The sequence below is a fragment of the Paenibacillus sabuli genome (genome assembly GCF_014705605.1).
In the GTDB taxonomy this organism is placed as follows: Bacteria; Bacillota; Bacilli; order Paenibacillales; family Paenibacillaceae; genus Paenibacillus_D; species Paenibacillus_D sabuli.
The window spans coordinates 1-21427 of record NZ_JACXIZ010000049.1; the positions used below are offsets into that span (position 1 = coordinate 1).

The 21427-nt window shown below is 57.9% G+C and carries 15 protein-coding genes and 1 pseudogene; 1 reads left to right on the forward strand and 15 read right to left on the reverse strand.

The features are described 5' to 3' along the window. Positions 1-84: 84 nt before the first annotated feature. Positions 85-675: pseudogene (locus IDH44_RS22550) on the forward strand (IS1634 family transposase); the annotation flags it as partial. Positions 676-957: 282 nt separating this feature from the next. Here the strand turns inward: IDH44_RS22550 and IDH44_RS22555 are convergent. The 15 genes from IDH44_RS22555 to IDH44_RS22625 form a co-directional block, all read right to left on the reverse strand. Continuing rightward, the gene (locus IDH44_RS22555) at positions 958-1392 is read right to left on the reverse strand and encodes a hypothetical protein (RefSeq protein WP_190921091.1); all 435 of its coding nucleotides are present in this window, start codon (positions 1390-1392) and stop codon (positions 958-960) included. Between the two features lie 294 nt (positions 1393-1686). After that, positions 1687-3000 (reverse strand): hypothetical protein, encoded by a 1314-nt coding sequence (locus tag IDH44_RS22560; protein WP_190921092.1) that lies wholly within the window; start codon positions 2998-3000, stop codon positions 1687-1689. Between the two features lie 379 nt (positions 3001-3379). Beyond that, on the reverse strand, positions 3380-5701 hold the full coding sequence (locus IDH44_RS27255; protein WP_190921093.1) for a helix-turn-helix domain-containing protein: 2322 nt from the start codon (positions 5699-5701) through the stop codon (positions 3380-3382). 33 nt (positions 5702-5734) lie between these two features. After that, on the reverse strand, positions 5735-6619 hold the full coding sequence (locus IDH44_RS22570) for a carbohydrate ABC transporter permease (protein ID WP_190921094.1): 885 nt from the start codon (positions 6617-6619) through the stop codon (positions 5735-5737). A gap of 25 nt (positions 6620-6644) precedes the next feature. Next, positions 6645-7550 carry an ABC transporter permease gene (locus tag IDH44_RS22575; RefSeq protein WP_190921095.1) on the reverse strand — a complete coding sequence of 302 codons (906 nt, stop codon included), beginning with the start codon at positions 7548-7550 and terminating at the stop codon, positions 6645-6647. Positions 7551-7728: 178 nt separating this feature from the next. Beyond that, positions 7729-9363: an extracellular solute-binding protein gene (locus IDH44_RS22580; protein WP_190921096.1), complete on the reverse strand. Its 1635-nt coding sequence runs from the start codon at positions 9361-9363 to the stop codon at positions 7729-7731. A gap of 434 nt (positions 9364-9797) precedes the next feature. Further along, a complete protein-coding gene (locus tag IDH44_RS22585; protein WP_190921097.1) occupies positions 9798-11300 on the reverse strand; it encodes a M23 family metallopeptidase in 1503 nt (500 codons plus the stop codon). A gap of 146 nt (positions 11301-11446) precedes the next feature. After that, positions 11447-12352: a hypothetical protein gene (locus tag IDH44_RS22590; RefSeq protein ID WP_190921098.1), complete on the reverse strand. Its 906-nt coding sequence runs from the start codon at positions 12350-12352 to the stop codon at positions 11447-11449. A gap of 152 nt (positions 12353-12504) precedes the next feature. Further along, the gene (locus IDH44_RS22595) at positions 12505-13788 is read right to left on the reverse strand and encodes an adenylosuccinate synthase (protein WP_190921099.1); all 1284 of its coding nucleotides are present in this window, start codon (positions 13786-13788) and stop codon (positions 12505-12507) included. Positions 13789-13950: 162 nt separating this feature from the next. Continuing rightward, positions 13951-15312, reverse strand: a complete 1362-nt coding sequence (dnaB, locus tag IDH44_RS22600) for a replicative DNA helicase (protein WP_190921100.1) — start codon at positions 15310-15312, stop codon at positions 13951-13953. A 70-nt stretch (positions 15313-15382) separates the two neighbouring features. Beyond that, a complete protein-coding gene (rplI, locus tag IDH44_RS22605) occupies positions 15383-15829 on the reverse strand; it encodes a 50S ribosomal protein L9 (protein ID WP_190921101.1) in 447 nt (148 codons plus the stop codon). Continuing rightward, positions 15826-17787, reverse strand: coding sequence for a DHH family phosphoesterase (locus tag IDH44_RS22610; protein ID WP_190921102.1), 1962 nt, complete (start codon positions 17785-17787; stop codon positions 15826-15828). The genes rplI and IDH44_RS22610 overlap by 4 nt, the downstream gene beginning before the upstream one ends. Before the next feature lie 18 nt (positions 17788-17805). Next, entirely contained in the window at positions 17806-18771 is a 966-nt protein-coding gene (locus tag IDH44_RS22615) for a DUF2232 domain-containing protein (RefSeq protein ID WP_223869951.1), read from the reverse strand. A gap of 157 nt (positions 18772-18928) precedes the next feature. Beyond that, entirely contained in the window at positions 18929-20950 is a 2022-nt protein-coding gene (locus IDH44_RS22620; protein ID WP_190921103.1) for an amidohydrolase family protein, read from the reverse strand. A 3-nt stretch (positions 20951-20953) separates the two neighbouring features. Next, positions 20954-21427, reverse strand: a complete 474-nt coding sequence (locus IDH44_RS22625; RefSeq protein ID WP_190921104.1) for a CBS domain-containing protein — start codon at positions 21425-21427, stop codon at positions 20954-20956.

Below are 21427 nucleotides of genomic sequence, written 5' to 3' on the forward strand. Positions count from 1 at the left end.
GTGGCTCTGTCCATTAACACGGTGGCTCTATTTCATTAACATCGTGGCTCTCACTCATTAACTCAGCGGCTCCGCCGCACTGAAATATTCAAGGAGGTCGTTCGCAAAAAACGAGGACGTCCGAAGCACGGCGATGTTCCCCAAGTGGATACGGTCTACGTGCTGGAGGCCGCCATCACGCCGGACGAAGCGCGGTTTCAGAAAGCGCGCCGGCGGGCATCCCGCTTCGTGCTGGCCACCACCTTGCCGTCCGAGTGGCGCGGCGAAACGATGGATGGAGCGGCGCTGCTCGGCTTATATAAAGGACAAATTCACATTGAAATGAATTTCTCGTTCCTGAAGGATCCCGTGTACACCGATGAAATCTACCTGAAGAAGGCGGAGCACGTGAAGGTGCTGGGGTATTTGTTCTTGCTGGCGCTTACCGTTTATCGCGTGTTCCAACGACGAATCAGGCAGCACATCACCGAGCAAAACCCGATGCATGGATCGGGCGGTCGGATCCTGCGCAAGCCCACAGCCGCGGCCATCTTCCAAATCTTCAAGTACCGGAAGGTTGTCGTGTTTCGTATGCCGGACGGGACCCGAACCAGGCAATTCGCTCGACCCTTGACTAAAGAAGAGAAGCGTGTGTTGGCCAGTCTCGGCTTGAATGAATCGGTCTATCTTGGCTAATCGAATCGCCTGACTCCGCGGTGGTTTTGCTCCTTGAACCATCGCTACATCTGTTTAACGGCTGCTTGACCCCCAAAAATTCCATTCGCTACCACATGCTCAGGGTGCGGAATGTGAGCTGGCTCAAAAAGATATTGACAAAAACATATATATAAATTCCAAATCCATAATTGGTTTTTGTATCCAATTCTACATTTCATCCTATTACACTGCCGGAGAATTTTCACATGCAGATTTTGAGGAATTAAATTGAACATTGTCGAAGGCTCTACGTTTTTGGATTTATGATGCGCTTGTGGAATTGGGAAACTTAAATTCTAACAAAAAATTGTTCCATGCTTCCAACGTTTCAGTTTTATCGCTTTGATCCTGAACGGCTTTGTCAGTGAGGGCAAGTGCGCGTTTCAGTGTTGGCAGCACGCTCTCCGGACCGCCTTCGTCCAATTCAACAAGACAGTATTCAATATACCCATTAACATTTTCAAAAAAACCGGCACCTAATCCAATATATCGAATCGACTGAATTTGCCCACGGATATGATCAACCGTTTGTTCCGTTTCTATGCTATTTATAATTGAAGCGGTTAGTTGATGTTGCGCATGCAAAAGATATCCGATTTGTTGATTTTCATGTAGACGATTTTGAGTATTGATATAAAAAACAATCCCTATAACAAATACGCTTATTAATATAATAGATGTTACAGGTTTTTTCATAATGCAAACACCGCCTTCTCTTAGTAATTAAAGTTTGAAATTATAACAAAATTGAATCAATTTTATAATGCTTAGTTACTGAATCGTAGACTAACCGAATTTGAGTATTTCCGATTTTTGAAAATTATGCGGCTTGTTCTTGTAAGTGGCGATTTAGACGATCACATGCTAACTTCGTGCCATTGTAAACCAGCGTTACCAAGGAACATTTATAATATTTATTTAAAATTTCAAAAATCCAAAAAGAGTTGTAATTCAACTCTTTTTGGATTAAAATATTTCCATAAAATATAATTATTGATTCACGTAATGTATAGCATACGCCTCGTCAGACCAAAGGTTTAAATATAGCCCACTAACTGTGCGAGCATTATATCTTACTTGGGCATACGACTTGACAGTCGCATTAGGTTGATAATTTGATACGTTAAAATAAGCAGTTGCACCTCTCTGAACACCATCGTAGGTACTTACAACGTTATTAGTTGATACATTAGCAGGAATAAATGTAGTACTAGATAAACCTAATCCCCTCGCATATTCAATAGCTTTATCTTGTGGGTTTCCAGAATTTCCTGATAAATGAGTTATAGAAGAGCTAAAACCATTTGCTACTGAAGCTATAGTATTAGTTGGAACACCAGCCACACTTAAAAAATCATAAATTACAGTAGTTGATGTAGAAGACGTCTCTAAAGGATACACTTCATTTACTTGTCCATTATTATGTTCAACTCCCATTTTTATTTTATTGGGAATAATATAATTATTTCCAGATTCATTTTCTACATCTTCATAAGGAACAAAAGCTTTAAGAATCACTTCACCGCATTGGCAGTTAGTTGAATACTTCCTTCCAACGGCCAAAACTGCTGCCCTTCCCCAATATTGGTTACTATCAGAAAAAGCAGTATCTACTGTTGCTTTATAAGTGTAACTTCCCCAATTAACTGAGGCTGCCGAAGTTTGTTTGCTAGTTACTTGATCATCTAAATGGAATTCCTTTTCTTCCATGATTTTAAGCGATTGCTCTACTTGATTCATTAAGTCTTTTTTTAAGAATCGTTCTCCAAAATCTACAGCTAAAAAATCACCTGAGTTGATTTCTCCCACAGAAACACTTGCGTAATATTTTTCTTCATTTGGGAATAAAGCAAAAAAAACAGAAGAGTTTCTTTTTTCGTTTTTAACATCAACCTTAGAATCAATTTCAATTAAGCTGATATAATCACCATTTTCAAGTTGTAATTCCAATAACTTTTGATTATCAAAATTCGTTTTAAATTCTAGTTCATTAAATTTTACTTTAACTGTTCCATCTATTAAAGTGTCTCCTTTTATAACTTTACTATTAGTTATTTTTAGATTAATTTTACCGTTATTTCCATTCGAATTTTTCGCACTTCTAAAAATTGAATTCAATTTTGACTCTTTAATTTTCATACCATTTTCCATTAGCTCATTCCTAATATTTTTATTTATTAGGTTTAATTCTAAATCTTTTTCTAAACCACTGTTATTAGCTTTTATCACTTGTTCATTCATAGAAACAACTAATAAACATAATAAAACAACAAATGATGAGAAAAGAATTTTTTTCTTAATCATTTTAACAACCTCCACCTGGTACAAAAAATTTTTAAAGACGCGAGCTTAATAGAAATACTGAATTTCTAATATTCCATATTTTTTATCTCGAACCGGTTCAAGACATCCCAAATCCTACCACACCCAAAAACTGCTTTTCAAGGGAAAATCCCGGATTTCCCACAATTCGGTACCTTCGTCCCATCCTTCCACGTCGCCTCCTGTCGCACCATGTCGAAAAAAGCCGACCGCGGCGGTCGGCTTTACACTCTAATCCCTATTTTGCTCTGCGCATCTCATGCTCTACATTCAGCCACGCCCCAAAAACGCTGCCCCATCCCCTAGCCCAGCACTCCTCTTACGATTCCCTTACAGCCTCACCAGCTCCCCCTCACCACCGCTACTCCAGCCGCGCCGTCTCGCGATACACGCTTGGCGTCACGCCCTCGTACTTCTTGAACAGCCGGATGAACGTGCTGATGCTGAAGAAGCCGACCGCCTCGCCGACGTCCTTGATCAGGATCTCGTCCTCCGCCAGCAGGCGCTTCGCGTGCTCGACGCGCAGCTTGTTGATGTAGTCCGACACCGTCTCGCCGACCTGGCTCTTGAAGTAGCGCGACAGGTACGACGGATGCACCCCGCAGTGCTCGGAGATCGTATTGACCGACAGGTTGTTGTCCGCGTAGTGCGCGTGGATGTAGTCGAGCGCCTGCGCCTTGAGCCGCTCGCTGTGGCTGTGGCGGCGGCTCGTCACGTGGGCGCACACCTCGGCGAGGAACTCGCTCATGCGCGAGCGCATTGCCGCCACCGTGCTGCCGCCGGTCAGCTCCTGCACCGCCCGCAGGTTGTGCGCATACAGCTCGGACTGGTCGAGATTGGCCTCCATCGCCGCCTTCATCATCGTGCTCGTCATGTCGAACATGAGGCAGCGCACCATCTCGATCGACAGCCCCGGCTCCGCCAGATTGCGGTCGATGACCTCGTCCAGGATCGCCTGCGCCTTCGCATGCTCGCCCGCCTTGACGTGGTTGATCAGTTGCTGCTCCTTCTCCAGCGGGTACAGATACGACGCATCCTGCTGCCGGATCTGGTCGTAGCCGATGATCGCCTGCGAGCCGTACAGCAGCTTGTACTCCATCGCCTCCAGCGCCTCTTGATACGCCGCCGGCAGGCCCTCGGCCATGACGTGCAGGTTGCTCACCGCGACGGTGAACAGGATGTGGAACTTGCGCCCGATGAAGCGCTGCGCCTCCTCCGCCAGCTGCAGCAGATCGGCGCGCGCCGCTTCGTCGCTCGCTTCCTCCCGCACATTGACGATGCAGGCCAGCATGCCGTCGATCTCGGTCATCCAGCCCTGGTGGGCGTGCCCGGCCAGCTCCTCGACAATGTTGGATAAGATGAGCTGCACGAATTCGTGCTTGGTCTCGCCGGGATCGTCCTGCGCGCCCAGCAGCCCGCTATAGTCCTCGACGTAGAACAGCAGCACCGCGAAGCGGTCCGAATGCAGCTCGATCCCGTACTCGCGCAGTGCCTCGCGGATCGGATAGCCCCGCTCCACGCGCCCCTTGAGCAGCCGCAGCAGCAGATTGGAGTACAGCACCTTCTTCTGCTGCTCGATGATCCGGTTCATCTCGTGATTGCGGCCGAGCGTGCGCTCCAGCGCCTCCTCGATATACGCGTATTCGTTGCCGCGCCCGTGCGGGTCGATCTTGGCGCGCAGCGCCAGCGATTGCATGAGCCGCTGCAGCGGATGATAATTACGGCGCGCCAGCCACACCGCCGACAGCGTGCCGAGCCCGAGCGCGACGAGCAGCATGACGAGCGTCAGATTGCGCACGTACTCCGCCTTCTCGCTGTACAGCTTGGCCGGCAGCACATAGGCGTACGTCCAGTTCGTGCGTCCCGACTGGATATACGAGATGACGACCTCCTCGCCCCGCCACTGGCTGCGCACCGTGCCGAGCTCGCCGCGCAGCCCCTTGAGCCCGGGCATGTCGCTCGGCTCCGCCAGCGAGGAGGTCAGCACCTGGCTGGAGCTGTCGAGGATGAACACCTCGCCCTGATTGTACGCCTGCACGTTGCGAATCGTCGGCAATAGCTGCTCCTCGCTCAGCTCGACCACGAGCGTCGCCCGCGGCGCGCCGCGCTCGCCCATCGGCAGCGATTGCATGAACAGCATGCCCCGCTTCCCGGCGCCGGCGATGCTGCTCATATTCATGAACTGGCCCCGGTATTGCTGTCCAAGCAACCGCTTCCAATTGACCTGCGTCAGCTCGGTGTCCGCCAGGTGGAGATCGTAGTACATATCGGAGGTGTAGTTCGAGCTTTCGGTCAGCACGAAATCCCCCTCCTGAAAGTAAATGTAGAAATGGTTCAGGTAGCGGGATGTGCTGTTGTACACCTTGAAATCCTTGATCGCCTCCACCATCGTGATGCGCTGCGCGGAGCCGAGCGTACGCTGCTGCACGAGCAGCGCGTTGACATGCTCGTTGTAGGCGATGTTCCCGCTCAGCCGGTAGGCGTATTCCAGATGGCTGTCGATGTCCTGCTGCAGCTGCGTGAGCAGCGCCGTATTGGCGCGGTTGATCTCATGCTCGATGACGCGCCTCGTCTGGAAGTACGTGACGCCCATCAGCACGATCGGCACGAGCAGCACGATCGCATACGAGCGCAGCCAGCGGCTGCGCACGCTGGTGGATGGCTTGCCTGGCGCTTTGCTCACGTCGCGTCACGCTCCCTGCCCCGGGCCTGGCGATCAGCCCTTGATTGATCCTATCATAACACCTTTGACAAAATATTTCTGCATGAACGGATAGACGAACAAGATCGGCAGCGTCGCCACCATAATCGTCGCGTACTTGATGCTCTCGCCGACCGACTCGACGTCCGCGTCACCTTGGGCCATCATGTACTCGGTGCTATTCTGAATCAGGATCTCGCGCAGCACGAGCTGCAGCGGGAACAGATGCCGCTCGCGCAAGTAGATCATCGCCTGAAACCACGAGTTCCAGTGCTGCACGCCGTAGAACAGGATCATCACCGAGATGACCGGCATCGACAGCGGGATGACGATGCGGAACAGGATCGTGAAGTCATGGGCCCCGTCGATGCGCGCCGACTCGATCAGGCTGTCCGGCAGGGCGCCGAACGAGGTGCGCAGGATGATCAGATTCCAGGTCGAGATCGCGCTCGGGATGATCAGCGCCAGCAGGCTGTTGCCCAGATGCAGCCAGTTGTTGACCAGCAGGTACATCGGGATCAGGCCGCCGGAGAAGAACATCGTGAAGACGATGATCAGCATCAGCTTGGGCGCCCACGGCACGCCGCGCCGCGACAGCACATACGCGCCCATGCACGTCAGCAGCAGATTGAGCGAGGTGCCGCCCACGACGACGATGAGCGTATTGAGATAGCCGCGGGTGATGTTCGGATTCTGGAAGACGAGCTTGTACGCCTCCCATGTGAAGCCCTTGGGCCACAGCAGCGTCCCCGTATGCGAGAGCAGCTGCCGCGAGTCGCTGAGCGAGGACATGACGACGTAGACGAACGGATAGAGCGTGATGACGACCATGAACAGCATGAATGCCGTGTTGGCCCCCTGGAAGATGCGCTCCCCTTTGCTTTTGCGAATCACATGCATGATGACGAGTCCCCCTCTCCCGTGTCTACCACAGGCTGCTGTCGCTCACTTTGCGGCTGAAGCGGTTCGCAAGGATGAGCAGGATGAAGTTGATGACCGCCTGGAACAGGCCGACCGCGGTCGCGTAGCTGAATTCGAACGACTCGCCGAGGCCCTTGCGATAGACGAACGTATTAATCACGTCAGCCGTGACATACGTATTCGGGTTGTACAGCAGGATGATCTTCTCGAATCCGATCTCCAGCATGTTGCCCATCTTGAGGATGAACAGGATGATGATGATCGGCAGGATGCCCGGCAGCGTCACGTTGATCGTCTGGCGCCACTTGTTGGCCCCGTCGATCGTCGCCGCCTCGTACAGCTCGGGATTGATGCCGCTGATCGCCGCCAGGTAGATAATCGAGCCCCAGCCGACACTCTGCCAGATGTCGGAGACGACGTAGATCGTGCGGAAGTACTCCGGCTGTCCGAGCAGCGCCGTGCGGTCCATGCCCATCCAGACGAGCAGATCGGTGATCATGCCGTCGCGTGCCACGAACTGCGTGATCATGCCGCAGATGACGATGAGCGAGATGAAGTGCGGCAGGTACGTGACCGTCTGCACGAAGCGCTTGAACAGACTGCGCCCGATCTCGTTGATCAGCAGTGCGAAGATGATCGGCGCCGGGAACGAGAACAGCAGCAAGTAAGCATTGAGCAGCAGCGTGTTTTTCATCAACCGCCAGAAGTAATAGCTGTCGAAGAAGCTCAGGAAATGCTTGAAGCCAACCCACGGACTGCCCAGGAATCCCTCGGCGATCCGGTAATCCTTGAAGGCGATGATCGCGCCGTAGAGCGGCCCGTACTGGAACAGCGCATAGTACAGCACGACCGGGAGAATCATGAAATACAAATATTTGTGCCTCTTGTAATCGCGCGCCAATGTCTTCATTGCGGCACCCTCCTGTTCGCCTTTGCCGCGAGCGAGGCCGGCCGCAGCCCGCCCCGCCCGCCGGCGCAAAAGCCCTTGCTTCGGCCCGCGGGCCGTATAGTCCGGCCCGGCCCGCAGGCCGCGCCTCATCCTGCCGCCTCATCCGGCGGGCTTGCTGTTGCTTCACCCGCGTATGAGCTTAACGCTGCTTGTAACGCTCCAATGCGGCCTGCTTGAGCTCGATCGCCCGCTCGATGTTCATCTTGCGCAGCTGCTCGGTGTACGCCTCGTAGCCGTCCTCGAGCGATTCCGACCCCATGATGAACTTGAGCAGCATCTCGTCCTGGTACGTCTGCACCTCGGCCATGATCGCCGACAGCTCGTTGGCTTCGTCCGGCGTCTGACTGATGCGCGGCAGCAGCACTTGATCGGCATTGTCCTGATGCTCGCTGTAGGTGGCGGACGCTTTCTTCTGCTGCTCGTACTCGTAATATTGCTCGGCGTAGCGGTCGTCGCCCACCAGTCCCGGCGTCGGAGTGGACACCCGCAGATACTTGCCCATCGCTTCGCCGATGGAGAGGCCGTCCGGATTATCCATGATCAGCTCGGAGTATTGCGGATCGCCGTCCACCATGTTGAACGTCTCGCCCTCGATGCCGAACGACTTGAGGATATGCCCCTCGTCAGAGTACAGGTAGTCGAGCCACTCCGCGGTCTCGGCCACATGCTCGTTGTTGGGCGTGATGCCTGCGCTGCCGCCGCCGCGGTATTCGTACGGCTTGTTGACGAAGTACGGCTCCTCGCCCTCGTTCAATACCGGATAGGGCGCGCCGACGAGGTCGAATTCCTGTCCTTCCATCGCATTGAGGAAGCGCCCCATGCCGCTGCCGATGTAGGCGAAGAATGCGCCCGAATCGCCGTTGCTGACCTTGGCGTCATGGGCCTTGGCATCCTGCGTGGCGAAGTCCGGATCGAGCAGCCCTTCCTCATACCAGGCATTGAGCTGGGCGAGGTAGTCCTTGTAGCCTGGCTCGAGCGGCGCGTACTTGACCTGACCGTCCTTCTGATAGAAGTTCTGCCCGACGCCGTATGCGCCGTTGAACGCATTGGTCGCATTGAACGTGCCCAGGCGAGCCGTGAACGGGAAGGCCGCGCCCTTCTCCTTGAATGCGCGCAGCACATTCGTCCAGTCGTCCATCGTCACCGGTACGTCGAGCCCGAGCTCGTCGAGCCAGTCCTGACGCAGCATCAGGCCGCCGGACACCGCGCGGTTGCCGATGCCGATGCTCGGGAAGACATAGATCGTCCCGTCGTCGGTGACGATTTCCTTGCGAAATTCGGGATGCTCGTCGAGATACGCCTTCAGATTCGGCGCGTGCTCGTCGATGACGTCGTTGAGCGGGATCAGCACCTGATCGGCGATCGCCTTCTCCGGTCCGCCCGGATACGCGGTGAAATCGCTCTCAATGACATCCGGCAGATTACCGGAGGCGATCATTAGGTTGAACTGCTCCTTCTCGCTGCCGACGGCCGGATGCTGGAATTCAACCTCCACGCCCGTACGCTTCTCCAGCTCCTGGAAGAAGAGCATCTCGCTGTAGCTGCCGAGCGAGCGCGACGCATTACCGTCCATCGCCACCCAGTAGGTGAGCTTGACCGGCGCCGTTTCGCCGCTCCCGCCTGCGTTGCCGTTTGCATTTGCGCCAGCGTTGCCACCTGTGTTTCCTGTCGAATTTCCCGGGGCATTGTTGCCGCCCGAGCAAGCTGCCAGCACGAGCACCAGCGACAGCAATAAGAGCAGGGACAGCTTTCTTTTGTTCGGCATGTTACGCATCGTTCATTTGACCTCCCTTATGAAGTTCCACGATCGGATTCGGCCAGCCGTTGCCGCTTGCGTATTGTGCAGTCTGCGTGCAGCGCGATCGTTGGCGCTTGTCGCCACGTCCGCGGCCCATGCTACCAGTGTAGCGCGTCTCCGCCAGGAAGCAATACGCAATCGGCGTCGCCGCTTGTCATCTCATGACCGAGCGGCGCCAGCGCCCATATTCCCGCTTGAGAAGAAGCGCCGGACGCTCTGTTGGGCAACGGCTTTGCCTGGACTCATTATTCCAGGCTGGTAGCGCTTTCGCAATCGGCAATGCCGCCTTTCGCTTTGCAGCTCATGACATGGTCATCAGATGGCAAGGGCCTTGGCAAATAAAAAAGCGCGCGCTGCCCTTGTCGGGGCGAGCGCGCGCTGCCAGGTCGGCCGCTATATTAATGAAGGAATCATTTTAAGTAGTTCAGAGGATTTAGCACTTCGCCGTCCTTGATGATCTCGAAGTGAAGATGGATGCCCGTGGAGTTGCCGGTCGTACCCATTACGCCGAGCTTGTCACCCTTTTCCACAATCTCGCCCTGCTCCACCGACAGGCTGCTCATGTGACCGTAGAGCGTCTTATAGCCGTTGTTATGGTCGATGATGACCGCATTGCCGTATCCGTTCTTGCGTCCGGCGAATTCGACGACGCCATTGTCGGAAGCGAGGATGCTGGAATTGCCGACCAGATCGATGCCCTTGTGCTGACGGCCCCAGCGCGGCCCGTACTTGCTCGTGATTCGGTAATTGTTTACCGGCCAGGCGAAGGTGCCCGTACCCTCCCCGAGTACCTTCGTGCCCTTCATGACCACCTTGGGCACCGCCTCGCGGACGAGCGTCTCCTCTACCGGCTCCTCGCTCAGCAGCTTGCCGTTCTGCTTGATCTGCTTGTAGGTGACGCGCTTCTCGCCCGCCTTGCCGGGGCGGATCACCTCTGTCGTGCCGGTCGGCATGTCCGGATTCTCGCGAATCTCCACCGGCGGCTCGAGCGTGATCGTCTCCGTCACACGCTCGATCGTCTGCACGGTCACAGCAGGCTGCTCGATCGTCAGATCGAGCACATCGCCCGGACGCACGATCTCGTCCACGATCCACGGGTTATTGGCATGGATCGTCTCCATCGGCACCTCGAACTTCTGCGCGATACAGCCGACGCAATCGCCCTCCTGCACCGTATATTGAGTCGGACGCGTCGTACCCTGGATCAGCCGCTCGAATAGCTCATCCTCGCCGCTCACCCGATCCGGGTCCGCTACCCGGATGTCCGCCGTATGTACATCCTCCACGATCTTGATCGAGACCAGCTCCGATGATTCGGGCGCCGCAGGCGCCGCTGCCGCCGTGGCAGCGTCATACGCCAGTGCCTTCACCTCCGGCTCGGACGCCGTCTTGGCCGCCCCTTCTCCGGCGCCTGCGTACTGCTCCTGCACGCGCTCCAAGACGCGCTGCGCCGCGGCCTCGTCCTTGGCGATGCCGATCAGCTTGCCGTTGACGCGCACCTCCGCGCCGGCGGCGGTCACGGCGAAGGTATCCGCCAGCCGCGCCAACGTTGCCGCACTGTTGACTTCCGCCTTGTAAGCGTTATCAGGCTCATAGGTGATCCTGCCCGTCTCGACGATCATCGTCGCATTCGGATGCGCTTGCCGCGCCTCGGCTTCCAGCCGAGCAGTCAACTGCTCTACGTCTTCCTTCGAATCCACCGTTCCGATGGCTTCGCCGTCTTTATATACGTGATAAAAAGAGACCGTATTGGCTTCAATATGGGCACGTACGCCGAACCAAGCCGCCGCAAGGGCGATGAGTGCGAGCCCTGCCACCGCCATCCATTTGACCCGGACCGTCTTCCCTTCGTCTGCAGCGGGGGTCTGAATCGGCGGCTGGTCGGCTGGACCTTTATTCCTAAAAACCGTCATGATCTGCTCCTTTATCGCTTGCACGATGCGTTCATTTTCGTAAATCCGACAGAATTTCGGGAAAATAGCCCTAGCTTGTCAATTTACGAAATCTACTTTAACACAGTGCAGACAATATGAGCAACTGCTCTTGGAGCGATCTGAGATTAATATTTTTTTAGAATGCCCATCAGCTCTTCATAGGCGGCTTCGTCCAAATAACGCGCGACGATTTGCTGCACATTTTGCAGCTCCTCATCCGTCAATCCATCCTCCATATAGGTGGAGATTTCCTGCCACGCCGATTGCGGCAATTCGCCGATCAGCAGCGAAAAGAGCTGGTCCCGATCCGATGCGCTGAGTTCGTTTTTGACCTCGCTCAGCTCCTCCTCGGTCATGGCCGTCTCCGTCGTCCACGCCGCCTGCGCATCGTCCGAAGAATCCGACAATTGTGTGTCTTCGATCTCGCCCCGCGCCGCGCCCGCATCCGCACTCGCGCCTTCCCCGCCTCCAGATTGCGTGCTGCGTGGCGGCTCCCCCGTCGCATCCGGCTCCGCCACGGGCGCATTCGCTCCCGCTCCGTCTCCCTGTGCTTGGCTGCCGATTCCGGCTTCGCCCTCTACGCCGCCTTGCTCGCCCTCGCGCTCCGAGGAGGATGCCTCGCCGCCGTTCTCCCCGCGCGGATCGCCCAGGCCGTCGGCCGGCTCTTCGGATGCCGCCCCGTCGCCGCTCGGTGCGCCGCTGCCGGCCGGGTCGTCGTGATCCTCGCCCGAGGACAGGTCTGCGCCCCCCGCCTCGCTCGAGGTCCGGTCGCCGGCTGAGCCGCCGGTCTCCGCCGCATCGCGCTCGGTCAGCAGGTCGCCATCCTCCTCGGCCGTCACCTGCTCGGCTCCCCACAGCCGGCCCCACACGCCGGAGAGTGCCACCGGCTGGATCTCCAGCGGCAGCTTGTACTGCTTGACGATCGTCATAATATAGCTGTTTACGATATACCCCGTCGTCCAGATCGACAAAAAGCTGGCGATCAGCACAATCGCCGCCGCCTTCCCAATCGAAGCGATCCATTTCCACATGACTTGGTCACCCTTTCTATGCCTTGACCCTACCAGTCTCTCACCCTACCAGTATGGACCAAGATTCGGGCGGCCATTCTCCTTTCCCGGGAAATAAAAAAAACGACTTCGCATAAGCGAAGCCGTGAAAGCGCCCTGAACAGGCGACGATCTCAATAGATCTCGATGACCGGATTGGTCTGCTCGCGATTGCGGCCGACCGAGAAGATCGCGATCGGAATGCCGGTCAGCTCGGATACCCGCTCCACATAGCGGCGCGTATTGGCCGGGAGCTCCTCCAGCGACTTCACTCCGGTGATGTCCTCGCTCCAGCCTGGCAGCTCCTCGTATACCGCCTCGCACTCGCCGAGCATCTTGAGGCTGGCCGGATAGTGCTCGATCACCTCGCCGCGGTACAGGTAGCCGGTGCAGATCTTCACCGTCTCCAGTCCGGTCAGCACGTCGAGCGAATTGAGCGACAGGCCGGTGATGCCGCTGACGCGGCGGGCGTGGCGCACGACGACGCTATCGAACCAGCCGACGCGGCGCGGGCGTCCGGTGACGGTGCCGTATTCGTGGCCTTTCTCGCGAATCGCGCCGCCGACCTCGTCGTGCAGCTCGGTCGGGAACGGGCCGTCCCCGACCCGCGTCGTGTAGGCCTTGGCGACGCCGATAACCTGCTCGATCTTCGACGGGCCGACGCCGGAGCCGATGCAGACGCCGCCTGCCGTCGGATTCGACGACGTGACGAACGGATACGTGCCCTGGTCGATGTCCAGCATGACGCCCTGCGCACCCTCGAACAGCACCTTGCGGCCTTCGTCGATCGCATCGTTGAGCACGACCGACGTATCGGTGACGTACGGGCGCAGCTCCTCGGCGTAGCCGAGGTACTCGCGCAGGATCTGATCGGCGTCCAGCGGCTCGCCGCCGTAGACCTGGCGAATCAGATGGTTCTTCTCCTCGACGAGCCGGCGCAGCTTCGTCTCGAATTCCGACGCGTCCATCAGATCCGCGATGCGGATGCCGGAGCGCGCCGATTTATCCATGTAGCAAGGCCCGATCCCCTTGCGGGTCGTGCCGATCTTGTCGTCGCCCTTGCGATCCTCCTCGAGTGCGTCGAGCACCAGATGATACGGCATGATGACATGCGCGCGATCGCTGATTTTGAGATTTTTGGCGGAGAAGCCATTATCGTGAATGTAATTGATTTCTTCAATGAGCGCGGCGGGATTGATGACCATGCCGTTGCCGATGACACACAGCTTATCGTGATTGAAGATGCCCGAAGGGATCATCGTCAGCTTGTATTTCTTGTTGCCGATCAGGATCGTGTGACCGGCGTTGTTGCCGCCCTGATAGCGAGCCACGACATCGGCGCCGTCAGCCAGATAATCCGTGATTTTGCCCTTCCCTTCGTCTCCCCACTGCGTTCCGACAACCACTACCGTAGACATGCGCATACCCCCGATTCAGTGCTTGACCACACCGAAAATTACCGCCCCTTGCGCAGGAGTGCGCGCCTAAGGCAGCACTAACAGTGTAGCAGGCCCGATTTTCATTGTCAAATCAAATGCGAACAATTCATTATCCCTAAATCCGAATGTTCGGATTTAGGGCTATGATGCGTAACCCGGCTCCTCATGCGCCCGATCCAGGCTGACGAATTTATTGAAATTTTTGAGGAAGGCCAGCTCGACCGTGCCGACCGGCCCGTTCCGCTGCTTGGCGATGATGATTTCGATAATGTTCTTCTTCTCCGACTCCTTGTCGTAGTAGTCGTCCCGATACAGGAACGCCACAATATCGGCATCCTGCTCGATCGAGCCCGACTCCCGCAGATCGGACATCATCGGGCGCTTGTCCTGACGCTGCTCGACACCCCGGCTCAACTGCGACAGGGCGATCACCGGCACCTCCAGCTCGCGGGCGATCTGCTTGAGCGTCCGCGAGATCTCGGACACCTCCTGCTGGCGATTCTCCCCCGCCTTGCCCCGGCCGGCGATCAATTGCAGGTAATCGATCAGGATCATACCGAGGCCGCGCTCCTTCTTGAGCCGGCGGCACTTGGCACGGATGTCCGCGACCGTGATGCCGGGCGTATCGTCGATGTAGATCTCCGCCTCCGAGAGCGAGCCGATCGCCATCGTCAGCTTCTCCCAATCGTCGCCCTCGAGATACCCGGTCCGCATCCGGCCCGCGTCCACATTGGCCTCCGCGCAGATCATCCGCTGCACGAGCTGCGCGGCCGACATCTCCAGACTGAAGATCGCGACCGTCTCCCGCGCCCGCACGCCGACATTCTGCGCGATATTGAGGGCGAAGGCGGTCTTGCCGACCGAGGGCCGAGCCGCGACGATGATCAGATCATTGCGCTGAAAGCCCGACGTCATCCGGTCCAGATCGGAGAAGCCCGACGGGATGCCCGTCGCCCCGCCCTTGTTGGTATAGAGCTGCTCGACGCGGTCGAACACCTCCATCAGCACGTCGCGAATCGAGACGAAGCCGCTGCTCGAGCGTCGATTCGAGAGCTCCATGATGCGCTGCTCGGCCTCGCCGAGCAAGCGGCCGACATCGTCGGCCGCGGCGTAGCCGTTGGAGACAATCTGCGTCGCCGTGCGGATCAGCCGGCGCAGCATTGCCTTCTCCTCGACGATCTGGGCATAGTGGTCGATGTTGGCAGCCGTCGGCACGCCTCCCGCCAGCTTGGCCAGATAGCTGACGCCGCCGATCTCCTCCAGCTGCTGCTGATCCTGCAGATGCGCCGTCAGCGTCACCAGATCGATCGGCTCGTTGTTCTCGCCCAGCTCCACCATCGCATCGAAGATCAACTGATGGGCGCCGCTGTAGAAGTCCTCGCTGCGCAGCCGCTCCATTGCCGTGATGAGCGCCTCGCCCTGCAGCAGGATCGCGCCCAGCACCGCCTGCTCGGCCTCCAGATTCTGCGGCGGGATGCGGTCGAACATCATCTCCGAGCTCATCGCGCTTCACCTGTCCCGACTCTTGATGCGCTCCGGCGCGCGTCCATGCGCCGATGCAGCAGGCTCGCCATTATTCCTCCGCCGCCTGGACGCGCAGCTTCGCCTTCACTTCGGGATGCAGCTTCACCTGCACCTCCGTGATGCCGAGCGAGCGAATCGGCTCGTCGAGCTCGATCTTGCGCTTGTCGACCTTGATGCTCTCCGCCTTCGCCAGCGCTTCTGCGATCTGCTTGCTCGTGATGGCGCCGAACAGCCGGCCGCCTTCGCCGGCCTTGGTCGGGATGACGACGATCAGCTCGCCCAGCCTTGCCGCCAGCTCCTGCGCTTCTTCCTTCTCCTTGTCCTTGCGCTTTTGCTCCGAGGCATGCTGCACCTCGAGCGTCTTGATATTCCCGTCCGAGGCCGGCTTGACGAGCCCCTTGGGCAACAGGAAATTGCGGGCGTAGCCCTCCGAGACATTTTTGACCTCGCCGCGTTTGCCTTGCCCTTTGACATCCTGCAAGAAAATGACCTTCATTCGAATAACCCCTCTTCCTCTTCAATTTCGTCCAGCACCTGCTTGAGTCGCTCCGCCACCTCGGCCGGCGAGCCTTCCAACTGACAGGCCGCATTCGTCAGATGGCCGCCCCCGCCCAGGCGCTCCATCACGACCTGCACATTCATCGCCCCGAGCGAGCGGGCGCTGACGCCGATCTGGCCGTCCTGACGCTGCCCGATGACGAAGGAGGCGAGCACGTCGTTCATATTGAGCAGCGTATCGGCCGCCTGCGCGATCAGCAGCTGCGGATAGGTGCGGCTCGGGTCCGTCACTGCGATGGCGATATGCTCGTGCACGAGCTCCGCATCCTTGATGATTTCCGCCTTCTTAATGTACTGCTGCAGGTCTTCCTTGAGCATGCGCTGGATCATCGCCGAATCGGCGCCATTGCGCCGCAGGAAGGACGCCGCCTCGAACGTCCGCGCTCCGGTGCGCAGCGAGAAGCTCTTGGTGTCGACCGTGATCCCCGCCAGCAGCATCGTCGCCTCGGTCACATCGAGCACGACCCGATCGATAATATACTGCAGCAGCTCCGTCACCAGCTCGCAGGTCGAGGAGGCATACGGCTCCATATAGACCAGCATCGGATTGGTGATGAATTCCTCGCTGCGGCGGTGATGGTCGACGACCACGACCCGTTCCGTATGCGTCAACAACTTGGGCTCATCGACCATCGAGCCGCGGTGCGTGTCGACGACGACCGCCAGGCTGCGCGCGTCAATCAGGCCGAGCGCTTGCTCCGGCGTGACGAAGCACTTGTAGAGCGGCTCCTCTTCCTTGACGATCTCCATCATCTTCTGGATCGCCGGATTGACGCCGTCGAGCACGATGTAGCCGTCCCGGCCGAATAACCGCGCCGCCTTCAGTACGCCGATCGCCGCCCCCACCGAATCCATGTCCGGCATCTTGTGCCCCATGATGACGACGTTGCTGCTGTCCTTGATCATGTCGCGCAGGGCGTGGGCGACGACGCGCGCCCGCACCCGGGTCCGCTTCTCCACTGCATTGGACTTGCCGCCGTAGAAGGTCTGGCGGTCGCCTTGCTTGACTGCGCACTGATCGCCGCCCCGGCCGAGCGCGATGTCGAGACTCCGCTGCGCCCATTGTCCGGTCTCGATCAGCGTGTCGCCGCCGGTCGCCAGGCCGATGCTCAGCGTCACCGGAATCTTCTGGTCGTGCGTCAGCTCGCGCACCTCGTCGAGGATGACGAAGCGCGAATGCTCCAGCTGACGCAGCGTCTCGCGGTTCGTCGTGATCAGGTAGCGATCGGAATTGAGCCGCTTCAGATAGAGCTGATAGCGCTGCGCCCAGTCCGTGATGACCCCCGTCACCTTGGACATCAGCGCCGAGCGCTGCTGATCGTCCATCCCCTGTGTCACCTCGTCGAGATTGTCCATCACGACGACGCCGAGCACGAGCTTTTCATCCTCGTAGGTTTTGGCCAGCTTCCAGCGCGCGGTAATATCGCGGATATAGATCAGCCGCTCCTCGTGCTTGACGATGAGCTCATACATGCGCTCGCCGATCGGCACCTCCACGAGACGCTTCTTTTCCTTGCCCGGTTTCCAGGCCGGAATGAGCTCGGCCAGAGGCTCGCCGACGACTGACTCCCGGCCCATGATCTCCGAGACGAACGGATTGTGCCATTGCACGATTTTGTCTTCATTATATAGCACGATGCCGAATGGCAGGTCGGTGATGACCTCGCTTCCGGCTTTTTTGACGCGATACGTCAACGTGCTCATATACGCCTTCAAGTCGCGTCGAAAAGCGCGCTCCGCCACATAGGATAGCGCGCCAACCGCCAGCGTCAGCAGCAGGCCGACCAGGCCTAGCGCCCACTGATAGAACGTCAGTGCGATCGTAAGCGCCACCAGCAGGACAAATGCCCATACATGGTGCATACCATGCCAGCGTTTGACTAGAAACTTCGGCATTACAACCCGCCCCTGTACCTATGTTTTTTTGAATGACTTGCGAATCGGAAACGCCACGTCCAGCACGCCGATCAGACTCAGCGGCGGGAAGATCAGCACCGGGATGGCCAGCAGCAGCGGCACAGCCTTGCTCCACCCGCGCTGGTAAGCGACATAGAAGAAAAACCCGATCGCCTGAATGGAAAAGGCAAACCGCAAGAGCGGAATCAAATTGACCAGCACGACGGTCAAATACGAATCGTCGCCGGCCGGCACGAACAAATCCAGCACGAGCGCGATCAAATAATACCACACCAACACACGCGGCAGCATCCAATCGCGGGCCGGCTTGGCGCCTGCCACCTCGGTGCCGTAAGCGGCGCGAAGCACGCGGCGCGCGACCCAGTGGGCGACAACCGCACACAGGAATGAAATGAGAATGAGCACGAGCGGTATGGCATGCACGAGCGTCTTGATCAGCTGCTCTGTCATCTGCGGATCCCACATCTGTCCGGCAGGCGTCTGCGCGGTCAGCTCCGCGAACATGAGCCGGACCTGCTTCGTCATTTCGCCGATCAGCGAGATGTCGAGCAAGACCGAGAAAACCAACAGCTCCAGCAAAAATTCCGCCAACAGCGTCAACGAGACGGCCATGATCACCGTGCGCGCCTGCGCGCCGCGGCGATACAGGTGCCCCATGACGATCGCCGGCACCAGGAAAAAGATACCGAGCATCAAAGCCCCGGGGCCAAGCAGCCAAAACCCGAGCGCCAGCACAATCGCCACGCACCCTGCGAACAGCCTCGCGGACACGCTCGTATACAACACGGCAAACGGCACAATCAGTAGCGCAGCTGCGATCAAATTCAGCCCCGGCACAAGCAATAACACCAACAATCCCAATGCCGCCGAGCTCCACAGCAGCGATTTCAGGCCAGTAGTCACACCGTTCACCTCTTGATTCAAAATCCGTCCGAATGCTGTACGTGCTGCCCGTTCGGGCAACGTTAAGCCTCATTATAACACAAATTGGGGCCGCGTCATAAGGCGTGCCGGGATGACTCGTCTTCGTTAGAAAAAGACCGGCCCTGGATATAGGGCCGGTCTGATGGGCTGATTCGCCTGTGCGGATTCGCCGCATGGCGCAGATCGCTATACTTGGCTATTCGATCGTCCATACGTCGCCGTCATTGACCAGGTTCAGACCGAGCGCCTCGAGATCGGTGATCGGCATGAACACACGCTCGCCGATCGAGAGCAGCTCCGCTTGGACGCCGTCCGCATCAGCCGTGTAGCCGCGCTCGAGCATCAAGGTGCCGCTCTGCGGCTCGGCTGCCGGACTGGGGCCTGCCTCGGAGGCGGTCCCGCCGGCCTCAATGGCGTATACCTTACTCGTCGAGACGTGGCTGACGCCGTAATTATGCTCCGCCAGCGCCGCCAGATCGACATAGAGCCGGTCGCGATAATTCACGAGCGGATATGTCTTGTCCGTCCACAGCAGCTCCCCGGCCGCCTCCTCGAAGCGGACGAACTCGCTGCGCAGCCCCTGCCCGAGCCGGATGTCCCGATTGAGCTCGCCGTTCTCCAGCGCCAGTTGGCCCATGACCAGCACGTACTCAATGCCCGCCGAGGTCAGCTCGGGCGAGACTACCGTCGAGCGGTCGCTGATCGTCTCCAGGTCGAATACGACAATGTCCGCATCCATGCCCTTGGCAATGCGCCCCTTCTTGCGCAAGGCCGGCGCTTGCTTCTCCAGCCGCTGGGCCGGCTGCAGCGATTGCTTGCGGATCGCTTCGCTCAGGGTGATCTGCTCCTGCTCGCGGACGTAGCGGCCGATCGTGCGGGCGAACGTCCCCGAGGCGCGCGGGTGATTGTTGTGCCCGGGCTCCAGGATGGCGTCGCTGCCGATCATGACATTCGGATGCTGCAGCGCCAGCACCGTATCCTCCTCGGGAATGGCATAGGCGACGGCGAGCTTGCCCTCCGCCTGATATCGCTTGAACGATTCCGCGGTGAGCCGCTCCTCGGTGCCTGCAATCTGCAGATCGTCATACGAGATGCGGAAGCGCTCCTGCCAACCCTCGTCGAAGCGCGCCGAATTCAGATATGTGCCCCAAAAATCGTACGGATACACGCAAGCCGTAATATCCAGCCCCTCGGCCAGCGCCTCGTCGATCATCTGCAGCGACTGCTCCATGGAGAATGTGCCGCCCGTGCTGTTAATATGGTCAATGTGCACGGCAGCTCCCGACTTGCGAGCATAGCCGATGATTTCCTCCATCGTGTCGATATTCGTGCCGGGCTCCTCCATATCGGAGTAGCGGCCGTGGAAGTAGACCGGAACATTATATTCGTAGGCCAGGTCCATCAACGGTTCGACTTCCTCCTGCGTGATCCCCGGCACATATTCAAAGCTGAACGAAATGCCGAGCGCGCCCTCCTGGAGGGCTTGCTCCGCCTGCTGCAAGAGCGCCTCGGTATGCTCCGGGCGGGCAGCGTCGTAGCGGCCGAGCTGCTGGTCGTAACGCGCCCGCGTGTAGAACCACGACGCCCCGAAATGAACCGGGGGCCTATCACGCTCGTAATAGCGGTAGAATTGCTCCGGCACCGTGGTGCCGCCGTGCATGGCGATATTCGAGGTCACGCCGTCGGCGATTTTGTTCCACACGCCGAGCGGATTGGGGTCGTACGACAGATTGTCGACGAAACCCGGCGCCACGACGAGGCCTGACGCATCGATGACGCGCTCGCCCTGCAGCGGCTGTGAGGTAACGACTTCGATCGTATCCCCGCTGATGCCCACATTCATGCCTTCCTTGTCCAGATGCGTCTCGGGATTGACGACGCGGCCCCCTGCGATGACGATGTCGTATACCTTCCCCAGTTCCTCGGGCGTCGCCTCCTCCTCCGGATCGGCCTGGGTCTCTTCATCCCCATCAGCCTCTGCCTCGCCGTTCGCACGATCGTCTCCTTGCTCGCCGTCACCGGCTTGTCCGCCATCCGGCGTCGTCTCGCCGGCGATCGGCGTCTGGTCGTTGCCGGATTCCGGACTCGAGCCGCCGCCAAAAAGCGACCACGCCAGATAAACGCCGACCGCGATTACAATGATCGCAGCCGCGCCCGCCAGCAGACGTGTACGGCCACTGCGCCGCCGATTGCCTCTTCCGCTTCGTTGCATCGGCATCGGTTAGGCCTCCTGTTCCACCGCTTGAGGCGGCTTGACCTGCCGCTCGGCGCTTTCGGCCGATTGCGCAGACGCCTCCAGCACGACTCGCGCGCAATAGTCAATGATATCGCTGCGCCGCACAATGCCGATGAAGCGGTTCATATCGTCGACCACCGGGACGTAATTCTGTACCTTGGCGAGCGAGATCAGGTCTTCCATGTTGGCGTCGATCGCGACAGCCTTATGCTTCAGACAGAGCGGGACCTCCGCCAGCTTGACGCGATGCGTTTGTTCAAAGGAAAGCTGCGAATGATTCTTCATGTACCAGAGCAGGTCGCCCTCGGTCACCGTGCCGCGATAACAGCCTTCGCTATCGAGAATAGGCACAGACGAATACCTATGATATTCCATGCGTTCCAGCGTCTGCCGCAGAGTTGCCTCCTGCGTCATGCAGATCACCTCTTGCTTGGGCAGCAAAAAAAAGGCAATGTTCAT